This window comes from Xanthobacter nonsaccharivorans, from assembly GCF_043194755.2.
Lineage (GTDB): Bacteria > Pseudomonadota > Alphaproteobacteria > Rhizobiales > Xanthobacteraceae > Xanthobacter > Xanthobacter autotrophicus_G.
The window spans coordinates 5,186,740-5,212,701 of record NZ_CM195526.1 but is presented as its reverse complement, the minus strand read 5'-3'; the positions used below and the strand labels follow the sequence as shown (position 1 = coordinate 5,212,701).

General features: G+C 69.0%; 25 protein-coding genes. 11 read left to right on the top strand and 14 right to left on the bottom strand.

The genetic code is table 11. The features are described 5' to 3' along the window. Positions 1-96 precede the first annotated feature (96 nt). Together V5F59_RS23830 and V5F59_RS23825 are read right to left on the bottom strand one after the other, a co-directional pair. Complete coding sequence (locus tag V5F59_RS23830; protein ID WP_393978781.1) at positions 97-603, bottom strand: TspO/MBR family protein; 507 nt, start codon at positions 601-603, stop codon at positions 97-99. A gap of 84 nt (positions 604-687) precedes the next feature. Further along, positions 688-1,131 carry a host attachment protein gene (locus V5F59_RS23825; RefSeq protein ID WP_393978779.1) on the bottom strand — a complete coding sequence of 148 codons (444 nt, stop codon included), beginning with the start codon at positions 1,129-1,131 and terminating at the stop codon, positions 688-690. Between the two features lie 248 nt (positions 1,132-1,379). Here V5F59_RS23825 and V5F59_RS23820 point away from each other — a divergent pair, with 248 nt between their 5' ends. The 4 genes from V5F59_RS23820 (at position 1,380) to V5F59_RS23805 (ending at position 4,779) form a co-directional block, all read left to right on the top strand. Continuing rightward, a complete protein-coding gene (locus V5F59_RS23820; RefSeq protein ID WP_393978777.1) occupies positions 1,380-1,694 on the top strand; it encodes a hypothetical protein in 315 nt (104 codons plus the stop codon). 144 nt (positions 1,695-1,838) lie between these two features. Continuing rightward, positions 1,839-2,654 (top strand): (Fe-S)-binding protein, encoded by an 816-nt coding sequence (locus V5F59_RS23815; RefSeq protein WP_393978775.1) that lies wholly within the window; start codon positions 1,839-1,841, stop codon positions 2,652-2,654. Next, positions 2,651-4,099 (top strand): LutB/LldF family L-lactate oxidation iron-sulfur protein, encoded by a 1,449-nt coding sequence (locus V5F59_RS23810; protein ID WP_393978773.1) that lies wholly within the window; start codon positions 2,651-2,653, stop codon positions 4,097-4,099. The genes V5F59_RS23815 and V5F59_RS23810 overlap by 4 nt, the downstream gene beginning before the upstream one ends. Continuing rightward, positions 4,096-4,779, top strand: a complete 684-nt coding sequence (locus tag V5F59_RS23805) for a LutC/YkgG family protein (RefSeq protein ID WP_393978771.1) — start codon at positions 4,096-4,098, stop codon at positions 4,777-4,779. The genes V5F59_RS23810 and V5F59_RS23805 overlap by 4 nt, the downstream gene beginning before the upstream one ends. Before the next feature lie 9 nt (positions 4,780-4,788). Here the strand turns inward: V5F59_RS23805 and V5F59_RS23800 are convergent, their stop codons facing one another. After that, a complete protein-coding gene (locus V5F59_RS23800; RefSeq protein WP_393978769.1) occupies positions 4,789-5,025 on the bottom strand; it encodes a hypothetical protein in 237 nt (78 codons plus the stop codon). 321 nt (positions 5,026-5,346) lie between these two features. On the opposite strand from V5F59_RS23800, the gene V5F59_RS23795 reads away from it, so the two are divergent. Further along, positions 5,347-6,036, top strand: coding sequence for a thioesterase domain-containing protein (locus V5F59_RS23795; protein WP_393978767.1), 690 nt, complete (start codon positions 5,347-5,349; stop codon positions 6,034-6,036). A gap of 281 nt (positions 6,037-6,317) precedes the next feature. Here V5F59_RS23795 and V5F59_RS23790 read toward each other — a convergent pair whose 3' ends face one another. The 3 genes from V5F59_RS23790 to V5F59_RS23780 form a co-directional block, all read right to left on the bottom strand. Then, complete coding sequence (locus V5F59_RS23790; protein ID WP_393978765.1) at positions 6,318-6,626, bottom strand: branched-chain amino acid transport AzlD family protein; 309 nt, start codon at positions 6,624-6,626, stop codon at positions 6,318-6,320. Further along, positions 6,616-7,326 carry an AzlC family ABC transporter permease gene (locus V5F59_RS23785; protein WP_393978763.1) on the bottom strand — a complete coding sequence of 237 codons (711 nt, stop codon included), beginning with the start codon at positions 7,324-7,326 and terminating at the stop codon, positions 6,616-6,618. Before V5F59_RS23785 ends, V5F59_RS23790 begins: the two co-directional genes overlap by 11 nt. A 112-nt stretch (positions 7,327-7,438) precedes the next feature. Continuing rightward, complete coding sequence (locus tag V5F59_RS23780) at positions 7,439-8,386, bottom strand: LysR family transcriptional regulator (RefSeq protein WP_393978761.1); 948 nt, start codon at positions 8,384-8,386, stop codon at positions 7,439-7,441. A gap of 159 nt (positions 8,387-8,545) precedes the next feature. On the opposite strand from V5F59_RS23780, the gene V5F59_RS23775 reads away from it, so the two are divergent. From V5F59_RS23775 to aceB, 5 genes are all read left to right on the top strand, one after another. Further along, a complete protein-coding gene (locus tag V5F59_RS23775) occupies positions 8,546-10,054 on the top strand; it encodes an FAD-linked oxidase C-terminal domain-containing protein (protein ID WP_393978759.1) in 1,509 nt (502 codons plus the stop codon). Positions 10,055-10,094: 40 nt separating this feature from the next. Continuing rightward, positions 10,095-11,306, top strand: coding sequence for a glycolate oxidase subunit GlcE (glcE, locus tag V5F59_RS23770; RefSeq protein WP_393978757.1), 1,212 nt, complete (start codon positions 10,095-10,097; stop codon positions 11,304-11,306). A 73-nt stretch (positions 11,307-11,379) separates the two neighbouring features. Further along, a complete protein-coding gene (gene glcF / locus V5F59_RS23765) occupies positions 11,380-12,699 on the top strand; it encodes a glycolate oxidase subunit GlcF (protein WP_393978755.1) in 1,320 nt (439 codons plus the stop codon). Positions 12,700-12,856: 157 nt separating this feature from the next. Further along, entirely contained in the window at positions 12,857-13,492 is a 636-nt protein-coding gene (gene thiE, locus V5F59_RS23760) for a thiamine phosphate synthase (RefSeq protein ID WP_393978753.1), read from the top strand. A gap of 93 nt (positions 13,493-13,585) precedes the next feature. Further along, positions 13,586-15,196, top strand: coding sequence for a malate synthase A (gene aceB / locus V5F59_RS23755; protein ID WP_393978751.1), 1,611 nt, complete (start codon positions 13,586-13,588; stop codon positions 15,194-15,196). A gap of 172 nt (positions 15,197-15,368) precedes the next feature. Here the strand turns inward: aceB and V5F59_RS23750 are convergent, their stop codons facing one another. From V5F59_RS23750 to V5F59_RS23715, 8 genes are all read right to left on the bottom strand, one after another. Further along, positions 15,369-15,653: a hypothetical protein gene (locus V5F59_RS23750; protein WP_393978749.1), complete on the bottom strand. Its 285-nt coding sequence runs from the start codon at positions 15,651-15,653 to the stop codon at positions 15,369-15,371. 104 nt (positions 15,654-15,757) lie between these two features. Next, a complete protein-coding gene (locus V5F59_RS23745) occupies positions 15,758-17,002 on the bottom strand; it encodes a phenylacetate--CoA ligase family protein (RefSeq protein WP_393978747.1) in 1,245 nt (414 codons plus the stop codon). A gap of 223 nt (positions 17,003-17,225) precedes the next feature. Continuing rightward, positions 17,226-18,062: an ABC transporter ATP-binding protein gene (locus tag V5F59_RS23740; RefSeq protein WP_393978745.1), complete on the bottom strand. Its 837-nt coding sequence runs from the start codon at positions 18,060-18,062 to the stop codon at positions 17,226-17,228. A 208-nt stretch (positions 18,063-18,270) separates the two neighbouring features. After that, positions 18,271-19,551: an ABC transporter substrate-binding protein gene (locus V5F59_RS23735; protein WP_393978743.1), complete on the bottom strand. Its 1,281-nt coding sequence runs from the start codon at positions 19,549-19,551 to the stop codon at positions 18,271-18,273. Positions 19,552-19,614: 63 nt separating this feature from the next. Next, positions 19,615-20,685 carry a branched-chain amino acid ABC transporter permease gene (locus V5F59_RS23730; protein ID WP_393978741.1) on the bottom strand — a complete coding sequence of 357 codons (1,071 nt, stop codon included), beginning with the start codon at positions 20,683-20,685 and terminating at the stop codon, positions 19,615-19,617. Between the two features lie 4 nt (positions 20,686-20,689). After that, complete coding sequence (locus V5F59_RS23725) at positions 20,690-21,583, bottom strand: branched-chain amino acid ABC transporter permease (protein ID WP_393978739.1); 894 nt, start codon at positions 21,581-21,583, stop codon at positions 20,690-20,692. A gap of 232 nt (positions 21,584-21,815) precedes the next feature. Further along, positions 21,816-23,765: a long-chain fatty acid--CoA ligase gene (locus V5F59_RS23720; RefSeq protein ID WP_393978737.1), complete on the bottom strand. Its 1,950-nt coding sequence runs from the start codon at positions 23,763-23,765 to the stop codon at positions 21,816-21,818. Positions 23,766-23,787: 22 nt separating this feature from the next. After that, complete coding sequence (locus tag V5F59_RS23715) at positions 23,788-24,615, bottom strand: ABC transporter ATP-binding protein (protein WP_393979747.1); 828 nt, start codon at positions 24,613-24,615, stop codon at positions 23,788-23,790. A 516-nt stretch (positions 24,616-25,131) separates the two neighbouring features. Here V5F59_RS23715 and V5F59_RS23710 point away from each other — a divergent pair. After that, a complete protein-coding gene (locus V5F59_RS23710; RefSeq protein ID WP_393978735.1) occupies positions 25,132-25,821 on the top strand; it encodes a TetR/AcrR family transcriptional regulator in 690 nt (229 codons plus the stop codon). The last annotated feature ends 141 nt before the right edge of the window (positions 25,822-25,962 follow it).

Genomic DNA, 25,962 nt, shown 5'->3' with positions numbered 1-25,962 from the left:
GCCCGCGTGCGCGAAGAAGACGCGTCAGCTCAGTCATCTAGAGCGCGTTCCCTCGGCCAAGGCGAGCGGAAAATGCTCCGGCGCACGGCCACCGCGTCAGTTGAGGAGCACGATGGCCGCGTTCAGCGTGGAGGCGTGGCACACCCAGGCGAGGTAGGGCACCAGCAGCCAGCCGGCCACCCTGTCCACCCGGAAGGCCGCGCAGAGCGCCAGGCCCAGCACCACGAGGAGGGCGAGGATGATGCCGAGCCCGGCACCGATCGCGTGGAGGCCGAAGAACACCGGCGACCAGAGGAAATTGAGCGCCAGCTGCGCCAGGAACAGGCCGATGGCGGCGCGCCGCGCGGGCGAGGACGGCACAAGGTCCCACAGGCGCCAGAGGGCAAGGGCCATCAGCAGGTAGAGCACCGTCCAGACGACGGGGAAGGCCGCGTTGGGCGGCATCCATCCGGGTTTCGCGAGACCCTGGTACCACCCTTGGATGGCCGGCGCCGTCACCGCGCCGCCCACCGCGGCCACCGTCGCCACGAGGGCGAGGCAGGCGAGGAGGCGCAGGCGCGAGACGGCGCAGGGCGGGAGGGAGGCGGTTGAGAGCGGGGACATGAGAACGCTCCGCGTGTCGCACCTTATCCGAACGCGGAGCCCCGGCGGATCGCTTCACCCGGGCGGCCCCCGCCCCACGCCCCCTCAGGTGGCGATATGGCGGCCGATCTCCTCCACCGGCAGCTTCACGAGGTCCTTGGCGATCTCGCCGTCGATGCAGCCGCGCACCTGCGGGCTCAAGGCGTCGCGCAGGGTGCCGAGGGCCTTGGGCGGAGCGACGAGCAGAATGCGGGAGGCCTCGCCCGCGCTCACGAGCTCGCCGAGCCGGCCCGCCACGCGACCGAGGAAGGCGGCCTCGGCCTGGGCGTGCAGGTCGGTCTGCTCCATGGCGCTGCGGCTGGTGGTGGCGGATTCGTGTACCCGGCCGGGACGGTCCGTGCCAAGGGCGACGGTGCCGGGATGCGGCTCCGCGAAGCTCTCCACCACAGACAGGCGGGGCGCGGGCGCGATGCCGACGTCCGCGAGGAGGATGGCCTTGGCTCCGTCGCACACCACCACGAGGCGGTTCGCCTTATCGAGCTTCGTCATGAATGCCTCCCGTTTTCGTTGATCGAGCACTTCACTCTCGGGGCAGGGGACGACTGGCGCCTTGACCGCCGTCAACATCGACTTCCCCTGCGACCGTGTGCGCAGCATCCGGCGATTGTCACCATCGGGCACGCATGAGAGCATCACACTTCAGCGATTTCCGGGCGGCCGACCCCGCTCGGAAAGCATCGGGTTCCGGAAGGCGCCTGCGCCGTGCCTTCAGGGCCCTTCGGGAAGGAGACCTCGCCATGCCGTTTCTCGTGCGATTCCTGGTGCGGCACGCCGGCATCGGCGTCGGCGTGGCGGCCCTGTTCGTCGCTCTCCTCGTCGCCTTCGACGCGGTGCATCTGCGCACCCTGCTCCTCACCTCGCCGGACGGCCTGCTGGCGGTGACCGTGCTCACCCTCGCCCTTGGGGTCACCTTCGGCAGCGTGCAGATGGGCTTTGCGGTGATGCTCATGAGCGACAAGGACGAGCCTCCGCGCGGCAGGCGCATCCGTCTGTCGCGCCTCGTGCCCCGCTACGCCCGCGCCGCCGCGCCCCGCACCCCCGGGGCCCGCTGAAGAGGGGAGCGTTCTTCCGCCCCGGTCGCGCGGCGATGGTGGATGCCGCGCGCCTTGCGCATTCCGCCCGCTCCGGCCCGGTGATATAGAACGTTTCAAAGAAGCATCCGCAACGCTCCCGCGGGTGGAAACGTCCGGGCTGCCATGACCCATCAAACGCCTCTCGACGCGGCCCTTTCCCCGCCGCGTGTCGGCCTGTTCTGCACCTGCCTCGTGGACACCATCCGCCCTTCCGTGGGCTTCGCCGCCGCGAAGCTGCTGGAGGACGCCGGCTGCGAGGTGGACGTGCCGCTCCAGACCTGCTGCGGTCAGCCGGCCTTCAACTCCGGCGACCGCGCCACCACCCGCGCGCTGGCGGAGCAGGTGATCCGGGCGTTCGAGAATTTCGATTATGTGGTCGCCCCCTCCGGCTCCTGCGCCGGCATGATCCGGACCCACTATCCGGAGCTCTTCGCCGGCGAACCGGACTGGGCGGCGCGGGTGGACCGCTTCTGCGCCAAGGTGTTCGAGCTCGTCTCCTTCCTCGTGGACGTGCGCGGCGTGACCCGGGTGGACGCCGCCTATGACGGCGCCGTCACCTATCACGACAGCTGCTCGGGCCTGCGCGAGCTCGGGGTGAAGGCGCAGCCGCGCCAGCTGCTGGCGTCCGTGGAAGGCCTCGCCCTCGTGGAGATGCAGGATGCGGACACCTGCTGCGGCTTCGGCGGCACCTTCTGCGTGAAGTATCCGGACGTCTCCAACGCCATCGTGGAGAAGAAGGCCGGAAACATCGCCGCTTCCGGCGCCGACACGCTGCTGGCCGGCGACCTCGGCTGCCTCATGAACATGGCCGGCAAGCTCCAGCGCGAGGGGCGCGACATCGCCGTGCGCCATGTGGCCGAGGTCCTCGCCGGCATGGGCGACGAGGCGCCCATCGGCGCGCCGCAGCACGACGGGAAGCCGAAGGAGGCCGGGCGATGAGCGTCGAGATCACCTCCCCCCGCTTCAAGGAGAACGCGCGCGAGGCGATGGCTGATTCAGCGCTCCAGCAGGCGCTCTCGAAGGTCGGGCCCGGCTTCATCGGCAAGCGCGCGGCGGCCGCCGAGAAGCTGCCGGAGTTCGAAGCCCTGCGCGACTCGGCGCGGGATATCAAGAACCACACCCTCGCCCACCTCGACCTCTACCTCGAGCAGTTCGAGGCGAAGGTGAAGGCAGCCGGCGGCCACGTGCATTTCGCCGTGGACGCGGCGGAGGCGCGGGACATCGTCACCGACATCTGCAAGCGCCTCGGCGCGAAGACGGTGACCAAGGGCAAGAGCATGATCTCGGAAGAGATCGGCCTCAACGACCACCTCGCCGCCGCCGGCATCGAGCCCGTGGAGACGGACCTCGGCGAATATCTCATCCAGATCCGTGGCGAGGCGCCCTCCCACATCATCGCCCCCGCCATCCACCTCAACAAGGAGCAGGTGGAGGCGGACTTCCGCCGGGTGCACACGCACCTGCCGCCGGAGCGCAACCTCTCCGAGCCCACCGCCCTCCTGGCCGAGGCGCGCGGCGAGCTGCGGCAGAAGTTCCTGGCCGCGGACGTGGGCCTCACCGGCGCCAATTTCCTGGTGGCGGAGACCGGCACCTCCATCATCGTCACCAACGAGGGCAACGGCGACCTCACCCAGACCCTGCCGAAGGCGCATGTGGTGCTCGCCTCGCTGGAAAAGCTGGTGCCGACGCTGGAGGACGTGAGCCAGCTTTTGCGCGTGCTCGCCCGCTCGGCGACCGGGCAGGAGATGAGCGTCTACACCACCTTCTCCACCGGCCCGCGCCGCCCCGGCGACCCGGACGGGCCGGGCGAATACCATGTGGTGATCCTCGACAACGGCCGCTCCGGCATGCTCGGCGGCCAGCTGCGCGAGATGCTCCGCTGCATCCGCTGCGGCGCCTGCATGAACCATTGCCCGGTCTACCACGCGGTGGGCGGGCACGCTTACGGCTGGGTCTATCCCGGCCCCATGGGCGCGGTGCTCACCCCCTCCCTCATCGGCATCGAGAAGGGGCGCAACCTGCCCAACGCCTCCACCTTCTGCGGACGGTGCGAGGAGGTGTGCCCGGTGCGCATCCCCCTGCCCAAGCTCATGCGGCACTGGCGGGAGAAGGAATTCGAGCGGCACCTGACCCCCGCCCCGCAGCGCTTCGGCCTCGCCGTCTGGGGCTTCTTCGCCCGCAACGGCTGGCTCTACCGGCCGGCGACGCGCCTCGCCATGGGCGCGCTCGCGCTCATCGGCAGGAAGAAGGGGCGCTTCTCGTCCCTGCCGCTGGCCGGCGGCTGGACGAAGCATCGCGATTTCCCCGCCCCGCAGGGCGACACCTTCCAGGCCCAGTGGCGCGCCCGCCGACAGGCGCGCGCCAGCGGAGGCGCAGGCCAATGACCTCTTCCCGCGACATCGTCTTCGCCTCCGTCCGCCGGGCGCTCGGCGTTACCTCGCAGGAGGCGCCGCGCCGGCGGGAGGTGGCGGACCGCCTCTCGAACCACCCGCGCGGCCTCGTGCCGGAGCGCGGCCAGCAGCCGCCCGCCGAGCGGCTCGCCCTGTTCACGGACATGGTGGTGGCGGCGGCCGCGAGCATCGATCACCTCGCGTCCCTCGATCAGGTCCCCGGGGCGATCGCCGCCTATCTCAGGTCCCGCAACCTGCCCCCGACCCTGCTGCGCGGCGCGGACGCGCGCCTCGCCGCCCTGCCGTGGGGGCTGGAACCGAACCTCGACGTGTGGATCGGCCCCTCGGACGGGCGGCAGCTGGCGGGCCTCTCCCACGCCTTCGCCGGCATCGCCGAAACCGGCACGCTGGTGATGCTCTCCGGCCCCGACAATCCGTCGACGCTGAACCTCCTGCCCGACCACCACCTGGTGATGGTGGAGGCGGCCGACATCGCCGCCGACTACGAGACGGTGTGGGGGCGCATCCGCGCCCGTTTCGGCGAGGGGGTGATGCCGCGCACGGTGAACTGGATCACCGGACCGTCCCGCTCGGCGGACATCGAGCAGACGCTGCTGCTCGGCGCCCACGGCCCGCGCAGCCTGCACGTGCTGCTGGTGGGCGCGGCGGCCTGAACGCCGCCGTCAGTCCGACAGGCCGCGCACCCACATGCCGATGGCGATGCCCAGGGACGTCGCCGCCAGCATGGTGAGCGCGAGGGAAAGGTAGCCCGCAAACACGAATCCCATGATGGCGCCCGACACCGCCGACAGAATCGCAACGATTAAGATGCCGCCGGGCGGCCGGGCATAGGGCTGCTCGGGCTTGGGCGACGGCTTGACCACCTCCTCCTCGACCGGATGCCTGACATTTTCCAGCACGGAAGGCAGCGGTACCAGCGCGTAGCCTCTCCCCCAACCCCTTGCACCACACGCGTTTTGCACAACACGCACTCCTCACCCTGACCTGAGGATGCCAACTGGTTGTACATTACGCAATTACAAGATGCAGGAGTGGGCCTCCTTTACCTACCGTCGCTCTTTTTTGGTCCTAATCCCCCGCCACGCTCGTGATGCAGAACGGTCACGCGCGGGGGAAAAATGCAGCTGCCGGTGGGGGATGTCGTGCTGGAGAAACATTCCCTTGTTGCCGATCCGGCGAATTGGCGGCAGAACTCGGCCACGATCAAGGACGGTGATACGATGAAGTCTGGCTTGCGCTTCGCCAAGGCGCTGCTTGCAGCGCTTGTCTTGCTCTGTGCCGCGTATCCGGCGGCGGCCCAGCAGAACCGGGGGCATGTCTATCTGCTCCGCGGGCTCGCGAACGTCTTCTCGCTGGGCATGGACGACCTGGCCAACAAGCTGAACGCGCGCGGCATTCCCGCCAGCGTCCACGAATACGGGCAGTGGGCCTCCCTGGCCGATGCCGCCGCAGCCGAAAGCCGCGCGCACGGCAATGCGCCCATCGTCATCGTCGGCCACTCGCTGGGCGCGGACGCCGCGGTGGAGATGGCGGAGCGGCTGACCGCGCTGGGCACCCCGGCCAAGCTCATCGTCACTTTCGACCCCGTGGGCGTGACGCAGGTGAGCGCCGCCTCCGGCTATTTCGTGAACTACTACCAGTCCAACAACGGCTACGGTAAGCGCCTCACGGCCGGTGCCGGCTTCCGCGGCAACATCGTCAACCGCAACCTCAACGCCATCGGCAACATCGACCACTTCAACATCGAGAAGTCGCCGCGGCTGCACGAGGAAGTCATCACCCAGGTGCGCTCGGTCACCACGCCGAAGCCGAAGCCCAAGCCCAAGCCGGTGGATCCGGCGGCGCCGGCGGGCACGCCCGCCACGGCTCCCGGAACCCAGGCCGCCGCCAAACCCGGCGCGCCGGGCTGAGGCAGGCCGCATCCCTGAAAGACGAAAACGCCGGCCAGGACCTCTCTGGCCGGCGTTTTTCGTTTGCCCGTCCGTGATCCGGCCCCGGCTCGCCTCCGCATATGCCGCGGGCGGGTTTGCCGCTTTTGGGAATTCGCCCCAGCCCCGGCACGGAACAAGAAGGCCGCGCCCGGCGTGCCTGCGGGACGGTTGACCGGCGCGCTCCAGGGCGCGATTCACCGGGCAGATCCGGGAAGGAGAGCGCGTGATCCGACCGGATCGCCATCCGGTCGGCGCGGGTTCTAGCCGATCCCGAAAGCCCGCATGCCGGCGGCCACCGCCATGGCGGCCACCACCGCGGCGAAATCGCTGCCGGTGAGCCTGGTGGCAAGGAAGGCGGCGGCGAGGCCACCCCACATGGCGCGGTCCCCGTGCACCGCCCCCGGCGCCAGCAGCGCCACCAGCACCGCCCCCGGCAGGCAATCCAGCACGCGGCGCACCCGCGGCGTCACCGGGATCAGCCGCATCAGCAGGAAGCCCGCGGTGCGGTTGAACATGGTGGCAAGCGCCATCACCAGGATGGCGATGAGGGTTCCGGCGTCAGCGCTCATCGTCGGTGAACCCGCCTGCGAAGGCGCCCGCGAGGGCGCCGATGACGATGAACCACCAGCCCGGCAGCAGGTAGGACGCGGCGACCGACACCACCGCCGCGACGCCCCATCCCACCGCCTCGCGACGCCCCTTCCAGTTGGGCAGCAGCATGGCGACGAAGAAGGCGGGCACCACCAGATCGATGCCCACGGCCTTGGGATCCGGGATGCCCCCGCCGATCACGTGGCCGGCCATGGTGGCGATGATCCACACGGCCCAGGTGACGAGGCCGGAACCGATGAAGAAGCCCGCGTCGTCGCCGCCCTCGGTGTGATAGCGGAGCGAGGCGGCCCAGTTGTTGTCCGCCAGCAGCAGCAGCGCCGGATAGATCTGCCAGGCCGGCATGGTGCCGAGCCACGGCCTGAGCGAGGCCGCCATCAGCACGTGGCGCATGTTCACCGTGAAGGTGAGGAAGCCGAGGGCGAGGAGCGTCGCCGGGGTCCAGCGGTCGGTCCAGCCTTCCAGCGCCACCATCTGGGCGAGGCCGGCGAAGACGAGGCCGCTGGAGAGGCTTGCCTCCAGAAGCGAGAACCCCTTCTGCACGGAGGCAGCGCCGAACGCCGCGCCGAAGGCGGCGATGCCCGGCATCAGCGGCATCATGGCCCGCACGCCGAGAAGCGTGCCGGCAAGGGTGAGGGGAACGGGACGGGGACGGGTCATGGGGCAGGGCGGGCAGGATCAACAGCATGATGCCGGGAATACCGCCTTATGGCCGCTCGCGACCGCCAGGCCAACCCGTTTTCGCGGGCGGCTCCGGGAAAAGGCCTGCGTCTCACGCGGCCGGCACCGGCTCCATGAGATGGGAAAGGCCCTCGTCCCACGGCGGCACCCCGCCGTGCCCCTGCCCGTACAGCGCAGCAAGATGGTCGATGAACACGCGCACCTTCTGCGGCAGGAAGCGGCGCGAGGGATAGACCGCGAACAGCCCCACCCGGTGCGAGGCGCGCCAGCGCGGCAGCACCACCTGCAGCGCGCCGGTGCGCAGCTCCGGCCCCACGTCCCAGGTGGAGCGCAGGGCAATGCCCACGGAGGCGAGCACCGCCTCGCGCACCACCTCGTTGGAATTGGTGCGCAGCTGCGAATGCACGCGCAGCGTCACCGGCCCGTCCGGTCCTTCCAGGCGCCAGGGGTCCTGCCCGTGGGTGGCGAGCAGCACGTGGCCGGAAAGGTCGGAGATGTGCTTCGGCTCGCCGGCGCGGGCGAGGTATTCCGGCGTCGCGCACAGCACCCGGTGGACCGGGGCGAGGCGGCGGGCGACGAGGCTTGAATCGTCGAGGTCGGCGATGCGCACCGCCACGTCGAAGCCCTCGCCGACGATGTCCACGAAGGAATCGGACAGCTCCAGGTCCACCGTGAGGTCGGGATTGGCCTTCAGCAGCGGCAGCAGGTGGGGGGCGATGTGCAGCCGCCCGAAGGAGGTAGGCGCGGACACCCGCAGCAGGCCGCGGGCCTCCGTGGACTTGCGGGCGAGCTGGCTCTCCGCCTCCTCGATGGAGGCGAGGATGGCCACCACCCGCTCGTAGAAGCCCTGCCCGGCCTCGGTGAGCGTCACCTTGCGGGTGGTGCGCTGGAACAGCCGGGCGCCGAGCCGCTCCTCCAGCCGCTGCACCCGTTTCGACACCACCGGCGGGGAGAGGCCCATCTCCCGCCCCGCGGCGGAAAGGCTGCCCGCCGTCACGATGCGCGCGAAGATCTCCAGATCGCCCAGATTGCCGATCATCCGCCGGCTCGCCTCCGCCCTGCGGGGGCCTGCGCACCCGGCCCCGATTGTTTTGAATGCCGCATGCGACTTTATCCGGATTGGAAACAATCCGCGACGTTTTTTCCCGATGAACCGATTATAGTCCGTCCAACGAGAACGCCCTCAAGGAACGCGGACATGACGGGAACGGCTCCGGGCCTCAGGCTTCCGGAAGCAGACGCGCGGGTGCTGGCGCGCCGGGAGGACATCGTCGCCGACCTCAGGGCCATCGTGCCGGGCGAGGGTGTGATCTCCCACGAGCGGGAAATGCGCCCTTATGAATCGGACGCGCTGACCGCCTACCGGCAGCTGCCCCTCGTGGTGGTGCTGCCCTCCACCACCGAGCAGGTGGCCAAGGTCCTCAAATACTGCCACGACAACGAGATCCGCGTGGTGCCGCGCGGCTCGGGCACCTCGCTCTCCGGCGGCTCCCTGCCGCTGCAGGATGCGGTCCTGCTCGGCATGGGCAAGTTCAACCGCGTGCTGGAGATCGACACCGCCAACCGCTGCGCCGTGGTGCAGCCGGGAGTGACCAACCTCGGCATCTCCAAGGCGGTGGACCACCTCGGCTTCTATTACGCGCCCGACCCCTCCTCGCAGATCGCCTGCTCCATCGGCGGCAACGTGGGGGAGAATTCCGGCGGGGTGCACTGCCTGAAGTACGGGCTCACCACCAACAACGTGCTGGGCGTCGAGATGGTGCTCATCACCGGCGAGACCGTGCGCCTGGGCGGCAAGCACCTCGACGCCGGGGGCCTCGACCTGCTCTCCGTGGTCATCGGCTCGGAAGGCCTGCTCGGCGTGGTCACCGAAGTCACCGTGCGCCTGCTGAAGAAGCCGGACACCGCCCGCGCCCTCCTTGTCGGCTTCCCCACCTCGGAGGATGCCGGCGCGTGCGTGGCGAAGATCATCGCCGGCGGCATCATCCCCGCCGCCATCGAGATGATGGACAAGGACGCCATCGCCGCCGCCGAGGCCTTCGTGAACGTGGGCTATCCGCTGGATGTGGAGGCCCTCCTCATCGTCGAGCTGGACGGGCCGGAGGCGGAGTGCGCGCACCTCCTCGAGGAGGTCACGACCATCGCGCAGGCGTGCAATAGCGTCACCCTGCGCGTCTCCACCAGCGAGCAGGAGCGCCTCGGCTTCTGGGCCGGCCGCAAGGCGGCCTTCCCGGCGGTGGGGCGCCTGTCGCCGGACTATCTGTGCATGGACGGCACCATCCCGCGGCGCCAGCTGCCCTTCGTGCTCGCCCGCATGCGGGAGCTGTCGGCGCAATACGGCCTGCGCGTCGCCAACGTGTTCCATGCGGGCGACGGCAATCTGCACCCGCTCATCCTCTATGACGCGAACGCGCCGGGGGAGCTGCACGCAGCCGAGAGCTTCGGCGCCGACATCCTGCGCCTGTGCGTGGAGGTGGGCGGCGTCCTCACCGGCGAGCACGGCGTGGGCGTCGAGAAGCGGGACCTCATGGACACCATGTTCAACGAGGTGGACCTCGCCCAGCAGCTGCGCCTCAAGTGCGCCTTCGACGACAGGAGCCTGCTCAATCCCGGCAAGGTGTTCCCCACCCTTCACCGCTGCGCCGAGCTCGGCCGCATGCACGTGTCGGGCGGTGCCCTGCCCTTCCCGGACCTGCCGCGCTTCTGACGCGCGGACCGGGACAGCCACCCGAAGCGAAAGCCATTCCATGAGCGAGATCATCGCAGCGCGCGACGAGGACGAGGTCGCGGAAGCCGTCCGCTCCGCCCTCGGCGCCGGCAAGTCCATCGAGGTGACCGGGCGGGGCACCAAGCGTGCCCTCGGCCGGCCCGTCGAGGCGGGCGTCACGCTGGACCTCTCCGGCCTCGTCGGCGTCACCCTGTACGAGCCCGAGGAGCTGGTGCTCTCCGCCCGCGCCGGCACGCCCGGCGCCGACATCGAGGAGATGCTGGCGACGAGCGGGCAGATGCTCGCCTTCGAGCCCATGGACCTGGGCCCCCTCCTCGGCGCTCCGGCGGGCGCCGGCACGCTCGGCGGCCTGTTCGCCGTCAATTTCGCCGGCCCGCGCCGCATCAGCCACGGGGCCGTGCGCGACCATGCCCTCGGCATCAAGGCGGTGTCGGGGCGCGGCGAGCCCTTCAAGTCCGGCGGACGGGTGGTGAAGAACGTCACCGGCTACGACCTGCCGCGCCTCATGGCCGGCAGCTTCGGCACCCTCGCCGTCGCGACCGAGATCACGCTCAAGGTGCTGCCCCGCCCGCCCATGGAAGAGACGGTGGTGGTGGAGGTCGCCTCGCCCGAGGCCGCCTCCATGGCCCTGTGCGCCGCCATGGGCTCGTCCAGCGAGGTATCCGGCGCCGCCTGGCTGCCGGCCGGCATCTCCAGCCGCGTGCCGGGATTGCCGCGCGCCGCATCGGTCGTCCTGCTCCGGCTGGAGGGCGTGCTGCCGTCCGTCACCGCGCGGCGGGCCATGCTGCGCACGGTGCTCGCGGCCCATGGCGCCGCGGAGGTGCTGGACACCGAGCCCTCCCGCGCCCTGTGGCGCGCGGTGCGCGACGTGGCGCCCTTCTGGGAAAGCGGGGAGCGGGCCGTGTGGCGCCTGTCCACCGCGCCAGCGGGCGGCCCGGCGCTCGCGGCGCGCCTCGCGTCCGATCTCGGCGGCGAGGCCTTCTGCGACTGGGCGGGCGGGCTCGTATGGCTCTGCCTGCCGGGGGAGGCCGCCCACGGGGCCGAGGTCCGCGCGGCGCTCGCGCCCCTCGGCGGCCATGCGACGCTGGTGCGCGCCAGCGCGGCGGAGCGCGCCCGCACGCCGGTGTTCCAGCCCCTCGACGGCGCGCTCGCCGCCCTCACCCGCCGGGTGAAGGAGAGCTTCGACCCCGGCCTCGTGCTCAACCCCGGCCGCATGCATGCGGGGATGTGAGATGCCTCCCCTCCCCGCCCTTCCGCTTCCTCTTCACGGCTGAGCGCCGGGACACGCACCAGGACGCGCACCGATGCAGACCCATTTCTCCCTCGCCCAGCTCGCCGATCCCAATGTGGAGGCGGCGAACGCCATCCTGCGCAAGTGCGTGCATTGCGGCTTCTGCACCGCCACCTGCCCGACCTATGTGCTGCTCGGCGACGAGCTCGATTCCCCGCGCGGGCGCATCTACCTCATCAAGGACATGCTGGAGAGCGGCCGGCCGGCCACCGAGCAGGAGGTGAAGCACATCGACCGCTGCCTCTCCTGCCTGTCCTGCATGACCACCTGCCCCTCGGGCGTGAACTACATGCACCTCGTGGACCAGGCCCGCGTCCATATCGAGAAGACCTACAGGCGCCCCGCCGCCGACCGCCTCATCCGCGACCTCCTGGCGAAGGTGCTGCCCTATCCCGACCGCTTCCGCCTTGCGCTCATGGGCGCGCTGGCCGGCAAGCCGTTCGCCGGCCTGCTGGCCAAGGTGCCGGCGCTGCAACCGCTCGCCGCCATGCTGCGCCTGTCGCCCGGCATGCCCCACGGCCGCACCGCCGCCGAGGCGCCCGGCGTGCACAAGGCCCAGGGCACCCGCCGCGCCCGCGTCGCCCTGCTGCGCGGCTGCGCCCAGCCGGTGCTCAATCCGGGCATCGACGCGGCGGCCATCCGCCTGCTCACCCGCCTCGGGGTGGAGGTGGTCCGCGTGGAGGGAGAGGGCTGCTGCGGCGCGCTCGTCCACCACATGGGACGGGAGGAGGAGGCGCATGCCTTCGCCCGCACCAATGCGGACGTGTGGACCCGCGAGATGGAGACGAAGGGGCTCGACGCCATCCTCGTCACCACCTCGGGCTGCGGCACGCCCATCAAGGACTACGGCTACATGCTGCGCCTCGACCCCGCCTATGCCGAGAAGGCGGCGCGGGTCTCCGCCATCACCCGTGACATCAGCGAATTCCTCGCCACCCTGGACATGCCGAAGGCCGCCGCGCCGCTGGGCAGGAAGGTGGCCTACCATGCCGCCTGCTCGCTCCAGCACGGGCAGAAGGTGAAGGGGCCGCCCGTGGACCTCCTGCGGGCCGTCGGGTTCGAGGTGGTGGAGCCGTTCGATGCCCATCTGTGCTGCGGCTCGGCCGGCACCTACAATATGCTCCAGAGCGAGATCGCCGGCCAGCTGAAGGCGAAGAAGGTCGCGACGCTGGAGGCGCTGGCCCCGGACGTCATCGCCGCCGGCAACATCGGCTGCATGACGCAGATCGGCTCCGGCACCGGCGTCCCGGTGGTCCATACGGTGGAGCTGATCGACTGGGCCACCGGCGGTCCGGCGCCGGCCGGCATGAGCGGCTCGGCAAAGGCGGCCTGAACATTGTTGCCGTTCCGGCAAAGACGATATGCGGCACTGCACCATTTCCCGCCGGGCGGCGTTGCATTAGAGCGGGCGGGAAACGTTTCCGCCCCGGCCGGGCGCGCCGGCGCTCATCCCTCGCTCCCTTTCGCGTCACGAACCTTGAGTCTCGAACATGGCTAAGCCCTTCGACCTCGCCCTCTACCTCGTCACCGACCCGCGCCTCGTCGCGGCGCGCGGCCTTCTGGCGACGGTGGACGCGGCGGTGAAGGGCGGCGCCACCATCGTCCAGCTGCGGGACCCGCAGGCCCATGGCCGCATGCTGGTGGAGCAGGCGCGCGCCCTGAAGGCGCTGCTGGCGCCCCTCGGCATCCCGCTCATCATCAACGACCGGGTGGACGTGGCTGTGGCGGCGGAGGCCGACGGCGTGCACCTCGGCCAGGACGACATGGCCCCGGGCGACGCGCGCGCCCTCCTCGGGCCGGGCCGCATCCTCGGCCTCTCGGTTGGAAACCCGGCGGAACATGCGTCCTCGGACCTGTCCGTCGTCGACTATCTCGGTGTCGGGCCGGTGAAGGCCACGGGCACCAAGGCCGATGCAGGCGCCGCCATTGGCACGGCAGGCGTCACGGCGATCCGGGCGCTCACGCGCCTGCCCATCGTCGGCATCGGCGGCATCGATGCGGGGCTCGCATCCGATGTCATCCGCGCGGGAGCGGACGGGGTGGCGGTCGTCTCCGCCATCTGCGCCGCCCCCGATCCCGAAACCGCCGCCCGCGCGCTGAAGGCCGCCATCACGGCCGCGCGCTGACGCACCCGGCCGGCCCGAAGCGCCTGAGGCGCCCGGCCCGCCCGTACTCCGCCGATCTGTAACGAGCCACGCGTTCACAGGAGAACCGACATCATGTCGTCCCCCGCCCTCAAGGCCGCCCCGTCCACGGGCGTCGAGATCACCGGCGCCCTCGGTCCCCGCTTCGACGAGATCCTCACCCCCGAGGCGCTCGCCTTCGTCGCCACCCTGCACCGCGCCTTCAACGGCACCCGCAAGGAGCTCCTCGCCCGCCGCGCCGCGCGCCAGGCCGAGTTCGACGCCGGCGTGCTGCCCGATTTCCTGCCCGAGACCGCCGGCATCCGCGCCGCCGACTGGACCATCGCCGACCTGCCCGCCGACCTCCTCGACCGGCGCGTCGAGATCACCGGGCCGGTGGACCGCAAGATGATCGTCAACGCGCTGAACTCCGGCGCCAAGGTGTTCATGGCGGACTTCGAGGACGCCTCCTCCCCCACCTGGCCGAACATGATCGAGGGCCAGATCAACCTGAAGGACCGCTGGGCCGGCGCCATCGACTTCGTCGATGCGAACAACGGCAAGTCCTACAAGCTCGGCGCCAATCCGGCCGTGCTCATCATCCGCCCGCGCGGCTGGCACCTGCCGGAAGCCCACCTGCTGATCGACGGGGAAGAGGTCTCCGGCGCGCTGTTCGACTTCGGCCTCTACGCCTTCCACAACGCCAAGGCGGCCCTCGCCCAGGGCTCCGGCCCGTACTTCTATTTGCCGAAGACCGAGAGCCACCTCGAGGCGCGGCTGTGGAACGAGGCGTTCACCTTCGCCGAGAAGGCGCTGGGCCTCCCCCACGGCACCATCAAGGCCACGGTGCTGATCGAGACCCTGCCGGCCGTGTTCGAGATGGACGAGATCCTCTACGAGCTGAAGGACCACATGGCGGGCCTCAACCTCGGCCGGTGGGACTACATCTTCTCCTTCATCAAGCGGCTCGGGAAGAACCCGCAGTTCCTCACCCCGGACCGCGGCCGCATGGTGATGAGCGAGGCCTTCCTGAAGGCCTACTGCCTGCTGCTGGTGGAGACCTGCCACCGCCGCAACGCCTTCGCCATGGGCGGCATGGCGGCGCAGATCCCGGTGAAGGGCGATGCGGAAGCCAACGCCGCCGCCTTCGCCAAGGTGAAGGCCGACAAGGAGCGCGAGGCCGGCCTCGGCTGCGACGGCACCTGGGTCGCCCATCCCGACCTGGTGCCGGTGGCCATGGAGGTGTTCGACCGGCTGATGCCCAACGCCAACCAGCGCGACGTGGTGAAGCCGAAGGCGGACGTGACCCGCGACGACCTGCTGAAGGTCCACGCCGGCACCCGCACCGAAGGCGGCCTGCGCGAGAACATCCGTGTCGGCGTCCAGTATATCGAGGCGTGGCTGAAGGGCCGCGGGGCGGTGCCGCTCTACAACCTCATGGAGGATGCCGCCACCGCCGAGATCAGCCGCGCGCAGGTGTGGCAGTGGATCCACCTCGGCGCCAAGCTGGAGGACGGCCGCACGGTGACCGCCGAGCTGTTCAAGGCCCTGCTGGACGACGAGATGACCAAGCTGCGCGCGGTGCTCGGAGCGGAGGCCTATGACGCCGGCCGCTTCCCGGAGGCCATCAAGCTGTTTTCCGACATGTCCCTCGCCGACACGTTCGACGAGTTCCTCACCCTGCCGGCCTACCGCCTGATCGCGTGAGACGGCCGGACATCTGAAACGGACAAGGGCGCGGAAAGGCTTCCGCGCCCTTGCAAGCCGGGACCTTCCCGTCATTAACAGCCGCGCCTTCCTCGATCTCGCCGGTGGCTATACGCATGACGTGGACGGCGTTGCCGATCACGTCGGCGGGGCGCTTTTCCCTTTAGGGCCTTTAGGCATCAAGAATCCCTTGAAGACGCGCTTCCGCATAGGCGATTGTCGTTCGGGTAAACCCCGGCTCATCAGGGAACTTGATCACAGCCGCTTCCAATGACCAATCTAACAGTCCAAGCTCGCGAAGCCTTACGAAGCCACTCTGCTTTTCCCCTGTCTCAACAAGCCTCCGAATGGCTCCGACCGTTCCATAATCAGCGCGCATGCGCATGAACGTGGTTGGATGATAACCCTTAGTTCTTGAAACCTGAATCGACTCATCTATGAATTGCTCAAGCGTCATCGTGCCCCCATTCTTCTTGCTAAGCATTTAGGTAGCTAGAAGCAGCGGCAACGCCCCGGTCAAGCCCTCCGGATTTCATACTGAGGCACTATCAGCCTCCGGCCCTACACCGGCCGGCGATCCTCGATGGTCTTGGCATCCTCCGGCAGCGTGCCCGGCGCCAGCAGCGCGAGGCGACCGCGCAGCTTGGTGGCGGCGCGCAGGTCCTCCAGCAGCGCCTCCTGCGACAGTGCCGCGGCGTCGGGGACCTCCACCTCCAGCAGCATGTCGTCCTGGTCGCCGGCGCGCCCCACCACGAGGCGCGCCTTCGCCACGGCGGGGTGCTTCCTCACCGCCGCCTGCACCTGCACCGGATGCACGAACATGCCACGGATCTTGGTGGTCTGGTCGGCCCGGCCCATCCAGCCCCTGAGGCGGATGTTGGTGCGCCCGCAGGGGCTCAGGCCCGGCAGCACGGCGGAGAGGTCGCCGGTGGCGAAGCGCACGAGGGGGTAGTCCTTGTCGAACAGGGTCACCACCACCTCGCCCACCTCCCCCTCGGCCTCCACCGGATCGCCGGTGCCGGGGCGCAGGATCTCCACAAGGCAGCCTTCGTCCACGATCATCCCCTCCTCCGCCTCGCTCTCGTAGGCGACGAGGCCGAGGTCGGCCGTGCCGTAGCACTGGCGGGCGGCGATGCCGGCGGCCTTCAGCTCGGCGCGGTGGGCGGGCAGGAAGGCCTCGCCCGTCACCAGCGCCTTCTTCAGCGAAGACATGTCGGTGCCGGTCTCCCGCGCCTTGTCCACCAGGATCTTCAGGAAGGACGGGGTGCCGCCATAGCCCTGGGGCCGGATGTCGGCGATGGCGCGCAATTGCAGGTCGGTCTGGCCGACGCCCGCCGGCACCACCGCGCAGCCCAGCGCATGGGCGCCGCCCTCGATCATCGAGCCGGCCGGGGTGAGATGGTAGGAGAAGGAATTGTGCACGATGTCCCCGGCACGGAAGCCCGCCGCGAACAGGCCGCGGGCGAACCGCCAGAAGTCGGGGCCGTGGCCCTCCACGTCATAGATGGGGCCGGGCGACATGAAGATGCGGGCAAGCCGGCCCGGCGGCACCGCATTGAGCCCGCCGAACGGATAGCTCCTCGGCTGGATCTCGAGGAGGTCCGACTTGCGCGTGACGGGCAGCTGCGCCAGCGCCTGCCTTGTGGTGACGGCGGCCGGGTCCACGTCCTTGAACAGCGCGGCGAAATAGGGCGCCTTCGCCTTCGCATGGGCGACCTGCGCGGAAAGCGCCGCAAGCAGCGCTGCCTCGCGCGCCTCGGGGTCGCGGGTCTCGCTGGCGTCGTAATGGCGGTTCGGATCGGTCATGGTCGGGCCTGTGTCTGAAACCAATCGAGAAATGCCTTTGATCCCCGGCCGACTGGAGCGTGAGCGCAAGGAGAGCCGGGGTCCAGCGCAATGGTTCGCCTAAGGCGGCCTAGCCGCCCCCCCCTCGCTGGATGAGGCCGGCTTCGCCGACTTTTCCCCTGGGCCCCGGATCGGCGCTCCGGCTATGCCGTCGCTTGTCCGAGGCGCGGTCCTTCAGGCCCCCTCACAGCCACCTTTTGCGGCGCTTGAAGCTCTTCAGGTTCTTGAAGCTCTTGCGCTCCTCGCCGCCGCCCTGGCCGAGGTAGAACTCCTTCACGTCCTCGTTGGTCTGCAGCATCTGCGCGGTGCCGTCGAGCACGATCTTGCCCTGTTCCATGATGTAGCCGTAGTCGGCCACCGAGAGCGCGACGCGGGCGTTCTGCTCGACGAGGAGGATGGTGACGCCCAGGTCCTGGTTGAGCTTCTTGATGATGGAGAACACCTCCTTCACCAGCAGCGGCGACAGGCCCATCGAGGGCTCGTCCATGAGGATGAGCTTGGGGCGGGACATGATGGCACGGCCGATGGCCAGCATCTGCTGCTCGCCGCCGGAGAGATAGCCGGCGAGGCCGGTGCGCTCCTTGAGGCGGGGGAAGTAGTCGTAGACGCGCTCGATGTCGCTCTTCACCTCGTTGTCGCGCCGGGTGAAGGCGCCGAGGCGGAGGTTTTCGAGGCAGGTCATGTCGGCGATGATGCGGCGGCCCTCCATCACCTGGAAGATGCCGCGGCGGACGATCTGGTCCGGCTCGATGCCGTTGATGCGCTGGCCCATGAAGGTCACGTCGCCGCGCGTGATCTCGCCGTCCTCGGTCCGGAGCAGGCCGGAGATGGCTTTCAGCGTGGTGGACTTGCCGGCGCCGTTGGAGCCGAGCAGCGCCACGATCTGGCCCTTCGGCACCTTCAGGGAGAGGCCGCGCAGCACCAGGATGACGTCGTTGTAGACCACCTCGATATTGTCCACCGAGAGCAGCGGGGCGGCCGCGTCCACGGCGGGTTCGAACTTCAGTGCGGCCTCTGCCATGGCGGTCTCCAGTTCCTTGCCAGACCGTCATCCCCCGGCTTGTCCGCGGGATCCACCCCGGAGGCGGGGCCGTCCTCCAGGGACGACCGCCGCCACGGCGGATGAGTGGATGCCCCGGACGAGCCGGGGCATGACGTTGCTAAAGGGGGGCGAGGCCTGCCCCTCCCCCCGGCCCCTCACCCACGCGGGCGAGGAGGCGTGGCGCGCCTCACCAGCCCTGGAGCTCGGTCTTGCGGGGCAGGTCGACGGTGGCGACCTTCTCCAGCTTGATGGTGCCGGCCTTCACCAGGTCGGCCACCGAGGCGTCGGTGGGGCCGCTCACCACGGCGCGGTAGAGGTCCACGCTGGTGGTGGGGCGGTGGTCGGCGGCGGTCCAGGTGGAGGGCTTGCAGACGCCGTCCGTGCCCTTCGGCACCCAGTCCTTCTTCTGGTACATGCCGTCGCGGATCTTCACGCCGGTCGCGCCGCCGTTCTTGTCCGCCCACTCCATGGCTTCCTTCATGTAGAGCACGGTGCACATGCCGGCGAGATAGTGCACCGGCCGGTAGGCGGTGCCCGACGCGTCGGACATCTTGGAGATCTCCTTGGCGGTGGCGAGGCCGGGCGCCGAGCCGGACCAGGTGACGGCCGTGCGCACGGGGAAGACGACACCATTCGCCGCCTCGCCGGCGGCCTTCATGGCGTTCTCGTCCATGCCCCAGACGTTGCCGAGGAACTGCACGTCCACGCCCGCGGTCTTGCAGGCCTTCAGCACCGAGATGTTGGAGCCGGCGGTGTTGCCGAGATAGGCATAGTTGGCGCCCGACTGCTTCAGCGTCAGGCACTGGGGCGTGTAGTCGCCGGGGGTGAGGGCGAAGGTGATGGGATCGAGCACCTCGAAGCCCAGCTCCTTGGCATATTCCGCCGCCGCCTCCTTGGGCGAGTTGGGATAGGGGTGGTTGGCGCCCATGTGCACCCACTTGGGCTTGCCGGGCTTGCCCTTCTTCTTCCAGTCGTCGGCGGCCCACTGCACCATGGCGCGGGCGGCGTCCGAATAGGACGGGCCATAGAAGAAGTTGAAGGGGGCGGCGCGCTCGCTCTTCGCGTTCACCTTGCCCTTGGGGTCGGTGAGGGAGGCGGAGTAGGAGCCCGAGTAATAGGGGATCTCCTCCTTCGTCACCATCTGCACCAGGGCCTCGGTGTCGGCCGTGCCCCAGCCCTGGATGGCCACCACCTTGTCGGAGCCGACCCACTTCTTGAAGGCGGCCAGCGCGCGGGGCACCTGGTAGCCGTATTCGTTGAAGTCGGAATTGATGGGCTTGCCGTTCACCCCGCCGTTCTTGTTGATCCAGGCGATGGTGTCCTGCACGGCCTGGCCGTAGGGCTGGCCCACGTCCGAGGTGCCGCCCGAATAATCGGCGAGGTGGCCGATGTTGATGGACTGGGCGAGCGCCGGCGCCGCGGCGGTGATCGCCAGCGCCGAGACGAGGGAAAGGGTGATCCGCTTCATCAGGTCTCTCCTTGGGTTTCCTTGTTTCACCGGGCGGTTCTGTGCCGCCTCGGCGCACTCAACTCAGTAAGAGAAGGGGTAGAGCTTCCAATAGGCCTTGATCAGGCGCCAGCGGTGGGCGAGGCCGTCCGGCTCGAAGATCAGGAACAGGATGATGGTGGCACCGATCAGCATCTCGCGCATGTAGGTGATGCCGTCCTTCAGGTGCAGCGCATGGTCGATGGCGCTGCCCTGGAGGGCGGCGGCGAGCCAGCCGGTGGCCTCGGGCAGGAGCACCATGAAGATGGTGCCCATGAGCGAGCCCATGATGGAGCCGAGCCCGCCGATGATGATCATGCCGAGGAACTGGATGGAAAACAGGATGTCCAGCCCCTCCACCGACATGAAGCCCACATAGTGGGCGTAGAGCGCCCCGCCGATGCCGGCATAGAAGGACGAGATGCCGAACGCCATGGTGCGGTACTTGGTGAGGTTCACGCCCATCATCTCGGCGGAGAGGTAATGGTCGCGCACCGCGATCAGCGCCCGCCCGTCGCGGCTGCGCATGAGATTGGCGGCGCCGAGATACATGACCACCACGAAGAACAGCACCACGTAGAAGTATTTGTCGTCGCCGGAGAGGTCGAAGCCGAACAGGGTGAAGGGCGCGGCCATGGCCCCGTGGGTGCCGCCGGTGAACCATTCGGCGCGCACGAAGAAATCCTGCAGGATGAACTGCGCGGCGAGCGTGGCGATGGCGAGGTAGAGCCCCTTCACCCGCGCCGCCGGCAGGCCGAAGATGAGGCCGACCACCGTGGTCCACAGCCCCGCCAGCACGATGGCGAGCGGCACCGGCACGCCCTTGTCGGCGAGGAAGGCGGAGGCGAAGCCGCCGAAGCCGAAGAACACCGCGTGGCCGATGGAGATCTGCCCCGAGAAGCCGACGAGGATGTTCAGCCCCAGCGCGGCGATGCCGAGATAGCCGATCTGGATCATCAGGCTCAGCACGTAGCGCGAGAAGAACAGCGGCGCGAGGCAGAGCAGCGCCACGGCGGCGACGCAGAAGATCCACGTGAGGCGCGTCGCGAAGATGGTCTGGTCGGCCCGGTAGCTGGTGCGGTAGTCCCCGCACGGGCGCATGGTGTCGATGGCCATGGCGTCAGACCCTCTCGATGTCGCGGGTGCCGAACAGCCCGTAGGGCTTGATCATCAGGATGATGATGAGGGCGTAGAAGGGGATGATCTCGTAGAGATTGCCCCACTTCAGATACTGGCTGTCCACGTACTGGCCGAGGTTCTCCAGCAGGCCGACGATGAGGCCGCCCACCACCGCGCCGAACACGCTGTCGAGGCCGCCGAGGATCACCGCCGGGAACACCTTGATGCCGAAGTAGGAGAGCGCCGACGACACGCCGTTGACGATGCCCACCACCACGCCGGCGACCGCCGAGACCGCCGCCGAGATGCCCCAGGACAAAGCGAACACCTGCCGGACCGAGATGCCCAGCGACTGCGCCACCTGCTGGGAGAAGGCGGTGGCGCGCATGGCGAGGCCGAGCCGCGAATATTTGAAGAACCAGGCGAAGCCCGCCATGATCGCCAGGCTCACGCCGGTGGACATGAGGTAGGCCGTCTGCACCTGGAGCCCCAGGATGTTCACCTTGTCCACGCTGAAGATGGGCGGGAACGGCTGGGCGAAGGTGCCGAACATCCACTTCATCAGCGCCTGGAAGAAGATGGACAGGCCGATGGTGACCATGATCACCGAGATGATCGGCTCGCCGATCAGCGGCCTCAGCACCACCATCTGCACAGCGATGCCGAACACCATCATGAAGCACACCGCGATGAGGAAGCCCCAGAAGAAGGGGATGTTCCACGCGGTGAGCAGCCACCAGCAGGTCCAGGCGCCGATGAGCAGGAACTCGCCCTGGGCGAAGTTCACCACCTGCGAGGCCTTGTAGATGAGCACGAAGCACATGCCCACCACGCCATAGAGCGTGCCGATGATGAGCCCGTTGATGATGAGCTGGAGCAGGAGCTGGGATTGCATCAGGCAGGCTCCGTCGCGATGAAGGTCAGACGCCGCCCACGTGCCCCGGCCGACCGGAGCGCGAGCGGAAGGAGAGCCGGGGCCCAGCGCAAGAGTGCGCCGCAGGCGGCTTCATCTGGGACCGCCAAGGAATTTGCCGGCTTCGCCGCATTTTCCCCTGGGCCCCGGATCAGCGCTCCGGCTGCGCCGTCGCTTGTCCGGGGCGCGAACGCGCGTTGCGTTGCAGCTCCCATCACGCGGCCCTCCGCTTGGTGTCGTCGTTCACCGGCTTCGGGGCGCCGAGGTCGATCACGTCGAGCTTCGTCTTGATGCGCTGGCGGGTGCCGTCCTGGAAGGTGATGGTGGTGTCCACGTCGATCACCCTCTCACCCGCGTACATGGCGTCGATGATGGGCCCGTACCGCTCGTTGATGACGCCGCGGCGCACCTTGCGGGTGCGGGTGAGCTCGCCGTCGTCGGCGTCCAGCTCCTTGTAGAGCAGGAGGAAGCGGCCGATGCGCTGTTTCTCGGCGAGCGTCCCGTTCACCGCCTCCACTTCCTTCTTCAGAAGGGCGATGACCTCCGGCTTGGCGGAGAGATCGGTATAGGTGGTGAAGGCGATGCGGTTCTTCTCCGCCCATTTGGAGACGATGGAGAAGCGGATGCAGATGAGCGCGGCGAGGCTGTCGCGCCCGTCGCCCAGCACCACGGCCTCGGCCACGTAGGGCGAGAATTTCAGCTTGTTCTCGATATATTGCGGCGAGAAGCGGTCGCCGCCCGCGGTCTTCGCCATGTCGCGGATGCGGTCGATGACGACGAGATGGCCCTTGCCGTTGAAGAAGCCGGCGTCGCCGGTGCGCATCCAGCCCTCTTCCGCGAACGACTTGGCGCTTTCCTCCTCGTTGCGGAAATAGCCGGTGAACATGTTGGGGTGGCGCGTCACCACCTCGCCGAGGCCGTTCGGGTCCGGATCGTCGATGCGGATCTCCACCCCGTCGAAGGGCACGCCCACGGTGTCGAAATCCACGTCGTGCGCCTTGTGCAGGGTGTAGGCGCCGAGCAGCTCGGTCTGGCCGTAGAGCTGGCGCATGGGCACGCCGAGCGCGAGGAAGAAGCGGAAGGTGTCCGGCCCCAGCGCCGCACCGCCGGTGGCGGCGGACTTCAGGTGCGAGAAGCCGAGCCGGTCGCGCAGGGCGCGGAACAGGATGAAATCCGCGAGCGGGGAGCGCCGGCCCTGGTCCAGCGCCTTCAGGCCCAGCTTCATGCCCAGGTCGAACATGGCCCGCTTGAACGCGGAGGAATCCATCATGCGCGAGCGCACGTCGGCGGCGATCTGCTCCCACACCCGGGGGGCGAAGAGCACGAAGGAAGGGCCGATCTCGCGCATGTCGGCCATGAGCGTCTCCTGCTCCTCCACGAAGTTCACCTTCATGCGGGAGATGAGCGCCTGCCCGAAGGCGTAGATCTGCTCCATGATCCACGGCATCTGAAGAACACTGACGTATTCGTCCTCCGCCGAGCGCGGATCCATGTCGAGATAGGCGCGGCAATGCCTCAGGAGCGCGCCGCCCGTGAGCATGGCGAGCTTGGGGTGCGAGGTGGTGCCGGAGGTGGTGCACAGGATGGCCACGTCCGCGCCCTGGCCCGCGCTCACGAGGCGGTCGTAGGCGCCGGCGTCGCGCGCCGCCACCTCGGCACCGCGCCTCTCCAGCTCCTTCAGGGAGATGAGGCGCGGGTCGTCATATTTGCGGATGCCGCGGGGGTCGGCATAGACGATGTGGCGGACGGTGGGGATTTTCTCCTCGAGGGAGAGCAGCTTGTCCACCTGCTCCTCGTCCTCGGCGAAGATCACCGCCACGTCCGCATAGGTGACGAGATAGGCGACCTCGTCGGCGAGCGCGTCGCGATAGATGCCGAGGCTCATGCCGCCCAGCGCATGGGCGGCGATCTCGCCCATCAGCCATTCGGGACGATTGTCGCCCAGAAGGCCCACCACGTCGCCGCGCCGGGCGCCCAGGGTGGTGAGGCCGAGGGTGATGTCGCGCACCCGCGTCGCCACCTCGCCCCAGGTGTAGGAAATCCAGATGCCCAGGTCCTTCTCGCGCAGCCACACGTCGTTCGGGTGGCTCTGCGCGTGGAGCCGCAGCAGCTTCGGCAGGGTGTCGTGGACGCGAACGTCCGGATAGGCGGGAACAGGGGCCATGGCGCGCCTCACGCGGTCTGCATCACGCGGTCATGGCGGCGGATGCCGCCGCGTCTTCCACCTCAAGGTCCTCCTCGCCGAGGTAGGCCTTGCGCACATGCGGGTCGGCAAGGACCTCCGCGGGCTCGCCCTCCACCAGCTTGCGCCCGAAGTCGAGCACCATGACGCGGTGGGAGATGTCCATCACCACGCCCATGTCGTGCTCGATCATGACGATGGTCATGCCCCACTCCTCGTTCAGGTCGACGATGTAGCGGGCCATGTCCTCCTTCTCCTCGAGGTTCATGCCCGCCATGGGCTCGTCGAGGAGGATGAGCTTCGGCTCCAGCGCCACGGCGCGGGCGAGCTCCACCCGCTTGCGCAGCCCGTAGGAGAGGGTGCCGGCGGTGGCCTTGCGCACGTGCTGGATGTCGAGGAAGTCGATGACTTCCTCCACCTTGCGGCGGTGTTCCAGCTCTTCCTTCTGCGCCCCGCCGATCCAGTAGAGCGCGCCGGTGAGGAAGTTGTTCTTCAAAAGATGGTGGCGCCCGACCATGATGTTGTCGAGCACGCTCATGTGGCTGAACAGCGCCAGATTCTGGAACGTGCGGCCGATGCCGATGGCGGCGCGCCGGTTGGGCTTCAGCCGGGTGACGTCCGAGCCATCGAACACCACGCGGCCGTCGCTCGGCGTGTAGCGCCCCGAGATGCAGTTCAGCATCGAGGTCTTGCCGGCGCCGTTCGGCCCGATGATGGAGAAAAGCTCGCCGCGGTCGACGTGAAAGCTCACGTCGCTCAGCGCCTTGAGGCCGCCGAAGCGCAGCGAGATGTTCTCGACGCCGAGGAGAGTTCCGCCCGCACGGGCGTGCACGCCATCGTGGCGCACCTCCTGGGCGGCTTGCGGAGACACCGTGGTGGTGCTCAAGCCCATCCCCTCCCTATGTCTGGCGGGGGATGAAGGCTTTGCCCTTCCCCCTTATGGCGCCCCGCATGATGCGGTTGGCTCGGCGCCTTGTCCGGTCGTTCCGCCGGTTATCAGGAAACAATCAAGCGTTCTTTTTTTATCCGGTCAAGCGTGCTTTTGGCGTAGACCGCGACGCGGGCCGCCGGCCCGGCCGGTTGACGCACGATACACTTGCGTTTTTTGCGCAGCATCTCAATCGGCGCACGCGGGCTGTGCGCGGATTCCCATCCGGAAGGTCCGGAGGCCCCGCGCGTAAAACAATCAAGCGTTCTATTTTATCTGGCCAAGCGGTCCGCCTTGTCGCAGGATGGTCCCGCTTCGCGCGGCGGCAGGCGTGGCTCGATCCCCCTGCGGCCGGCTCCGCGATCCGAACGTCTCCCTTTCCCGGCCCGCGTCGCGGCCGGCTCGTTGTCCTGGAAGGCCATGGCGCGCACCATCGGTTCCAACGGCGCACGCACCGCCGAAGCCATCCGCCAGGCGGGCGTCAAGCTCATCTACAAGCATGGCTACGAGGCCATGAGCCTCAGGCAGCTGGCGGCGGAGGTGGGCCTGCAGTCCGGCTCGCTCTACAAATATTTCGAGAACAAGCAGAACCTGCTGTTCGACATCGTCCGCGACCACATGGAGGACCTGCTCGGCAAGGCCGAGGCGGACCTCGAGGGGGTGAGCGATCCGCTGGCGCGGCTGAAGGCGTTCGCCGCCTTCCACCTGCGCTACCACATGACGCGCATGGCCCATGTCTTCATCGCCAACATGGAGATCCGCAGCCTGGAGGACGAGCACCGCGCCGTGGTCGTCGCCCTGCGCCGGCGCTACGAGGGGCTGCTGGAAGGCATCCTGCGGCAGGGGGCGGACGAGGGCGTGTTCCAGGTCGCCGAGCCGAAGGTCGCCACCTACGCCATCATCTCCATGCTCACCGGCATCTGCATGTGGTACCGGCCGGGCGGCCGCCTCTCCCAGGACGAGCTGGTGGCGATCTACACCGGCCTCGTGGTGGACGGCGTGACCGGGCCGGGCCCCCTCGCGCCACGCCTGGCGCCCGAAGCGCCCGAGCTGGCGCGGGAGATTCCCGCCGCCCCGCCGCGCAAGTCACGGACCAAGGCCCGCGCCTGAGGCGCCCCGCCCTGCCCCCAGGCGCGAGGCGGCATCGTGAAATCCCCTTCCGAATAGCGCTTGCACGCCACGGAAAAAAACGTACGATCGTTTCCAAGCCGGCGCTGACCGGCACCGGAGGATGACGCCTTGAGCCGCCCG